Here is a 2,714-nt window from a genome sequence, read left to right as displayed (position 1 = left end):
GTATTGACCAAATTCAGGAACTAACATTGATACAGCCAACCCAAAACATAAAGCACCTACTGCTGCTAATAGGGTTAAGAAAAATGCCAAAAACCAACTAGGACGAACTATTCCTTCAAATGTAAGTTTATTCTGAGCTGAATTAACATCAACAATTCGGTAAGCTCGATCGCTAAAATATTCTTTTAGCTGCTTTAAAAGTGAGTCAGCTTCCTGTTCAGCTATCAGTTTCAGATTTTTAGTCCGAGGTTTGACTGATGCCTTGATAAAAAAAACTAGACCAATGCTAGATAAAAATGTCAGAATAAATGACGAGATTAGAGCTGTATTATTCATACAATTTTAGATTTCAATTGTTTTTAATGTCTTCTTTTTTACAATAGTTTACAAGAAAAAAAAAGACTAGCTGCTTTGTGACTAAGATCAGCTAGGGCTTATATTTATATTTAGATTTTATAATTGAAAAATTGGCACAAAAACACTATATTTTTCAGTATTTGGCCAAAAATAGCAGCAAAGTTGCCCCCACCTAATTTCCTATACGATCTATATTACTGAAAAATTGCGGTATGCGCCTCGCCCTTATAGGGCGACTAATATGATGTAATAGGCAGACATAAGCTATAGTATTGTTGTCGCGGGGGGCAGTCCGAGACATTAAACGAACGGTTCGGGAAGCGTAAGACTGGCGTCAAGTCAGCAGCAGTCAATGAAACGTCAACCCACCGAGGATCTACGGCTCAGTTGTTTCCCCGTTCCTTTAGGGCGGGGAGGATGTCAAAAGCTGGATGGTTGAATTTGAGGCCGAATATGAGCATGATTAGTATATTCATACCAAAGTCTTGCCAAATCTATAGCTTGAGGTCGCCATTGGGGAATAATTTGATACATTCTCCGTGGACGTCCTCTTCCTTCCACCTTTTTCCAATAGCCAATAATTGTCCCTTGGTCTTCCAGAAATTTCAGAGCGCTATACAACACAGTGTCAGAAAGTCGATAAATAGGATAGTCCCTTTCTAATTGACCAATCAATTCAGTTCCATAAGAGTCTCTTTGCAATAATACAGATAGGATATAGCACACCGCTAGTTCTTTATTTAGATAGACCGGAGGGGGACTTTGGAAAAATTGATAAATGTCCTCGAAACAAGTCATCTGGATTTACCCACTCACTCCACCTTCCAATCTATCGTGCTAATCATTAGACTGACCACTCATTATAGAATCAAGTCAAAAGGCAAAAGTCAAAAGGCAAAAGTAAGATATGCTTTCAACAATTAATTATTAATTATTAATTATTAATTATTACCTCTTCTGGAAAACGGATAGGATTGACTAATCATGAAAATTTTTTCTTGTTTCTCCTTTAAATGAGAGGCTTTAAACCCTAATTATTCGGTAAGCATTTAATCGTTAGTTATCAGCTATTAGCTTCTGAGCAGATCAAGTATGTCTAAATCAATATTGAAATACTGAGGGATAATGAACAGAATGAGTAAAAGCACATCAGTTCACCGGAGGTGATCTACCAAACAATTTCTAGATTTTTTTCGGAATAATTTTAGAGACTGATATGAGTTACACTAATTTGTATTTCATTTTTCTGGCTCAGGTGCTAATAGCTAATAGCTGAATGTTTATGTTTTGAGGTTAATTAAGTTGGATTTATACCTAACATAGCTTGTAGAGTTAAGGTTAGGAAAGTAAATATCCCAATAATTAAGCCAATGAGAGCGATCGCCGTAATAGGTTTATTTAAAAGTGGCTTGAGCTTATCAAATAGAAAGAAGAATATTCCCAGGGTGACGGTAATAAAGTACCTTGGGTAACGTGAGACATTGTTAAAGAATTCTTGCATGATTTTGTTAGATAAAAATTTAACTCTACACAATATTATTAGTTTAATATCTAATTAGTCAATTTATGACCAAATCCAATATATCCATCCTTTGACAGTAGAAGCTCGTCTATCTATTGTTGTATTTGTGATTTTTAAATTACTTTCAGACATAAGTTTAGTAATTTGCTTTTTTGAAGGAATATTAGCAATTTGTCAAGACAACTTAAATGCTTGATTAAATACTTTGTATGCCAAAATTTTTTTCGATTAATTTTAAATATTTTAATTTATGTTTTTGACGCAAAATATCTTTGGCTTCATCGGTTAATGTAAAGATTTTTCCTTGTTTTTATATGAGACCTAAATATATTCCGGCGCTTGTATAATAATTTGTTTTTATTTGATAAAACTGATAATTTTCTGTAATCTCATTTGGAGTTAAATCATTTTCTAATAGTAGGGAGATTAAGTCTATTAGTCTGTCAAATCTATCTGCTTGTGGAAACGGAATTTCTTGTGGTTCAGGAATTATTTTAATCTTGGTTAGTAGTAAATTTATGTCAATTATTTGTATTTCCTCATTAAATAATTCTTCCATGGCTTTGTTAGATAAAAATTCAACTCTAAACAGTATTATTATTGGTAAGCATTCAGCTATTAGCAGTCAGCTTTTCCTAGGTCATGCTACGCAAACAGCAATGAAAATGAACGATGTATCCCCATAGACTTTTAAGGTTAACTGATGGAGTTTTACCCATACTTTTAATTCTTTGAAACCTCGCTTATTACTTTTTCCTCTTTTAAAAGTAATGAAGCTGATAGCTGATAGCTGACCGCTGAATGCTTACTATTATTGTAATATTTACTTAGTAAA

General features: G+C 33.5%; 5 protein-coding genes. All 5 read right to left on the bottom strand.

The annotated features are described in order from the left end of the window. Positions 1 to 336, bottom strand: a 336-nt coding sequence (locus F6K22_RS38100; protein WP_293110056.1) for a cofactor assembly of complex C subunit B, incomplete at its 3' end; no start/stop codon positions are given. A 441-nt stretch (positions 337 to 777) separates the two neighbouring features. Next, a complete protein-coding gene (locus F6K22_RS38095; protein ID WP_293110054.1) occupies positions 778 to 1,155 on the bottom strand; it encodes a PadR family transcriptional regulator in 378 nt (125 codons plus the stop codon). A gap of 499 nt (positions 1,156 to 1,654) precedes the next feature. After that, positions 1,655 to 1,858, bottom strand: coding sequence for a DUF751 family protein (locus F6K22_RS38090; RefSeq protein WP_293110052.1), 204 nt, complete (start codon positions 1,856 to 1,858; stop codon positions 1,655 to 1,657). Positions 1,859 to 1,921: 63 nt separating this feature from the next. Further along, positions 1,922 to 2,011 (bottom strand): DUF7226 domain-containing protein, encoded by a 90-nt coding sequence (locus F6K22_RS43720; RefSeq protein ID WP_483244195.1) that lies wholly within the window; start codon positions 2,009 to 2,011, stop codon positions 1,922 to 1,924. Between the two features lie 178 nt (positions 2,012 to 2,189). Beyond that, positions 2,190 to 2,438: a DUF7226 domain-containing protein gene (locus F6K22_RS38085; protein ID WP_293110051.1), complete on the bottom strand. Its 249-nt coding sequence runs from the start codon at positions 2,436 to 2,438 to the stop codon at positions 2,190 to 2,192. Positions 2,439 to 2,714: the final 276 nt, after the last annotated feature.

It is taken from the genome of Okeania sp. SIO2F4, assembly GCF_010672385.1.
Taxonomy (GTDB): domain Bacteria; phylum Cyanobacteriota; class Cyanobacteriia; order Cyanobacteriales; family Microcoleaceae; genus Trichodesmium.
This window is presented reverse-complemented; position numbering and strand designations above follow the sequence as displayed.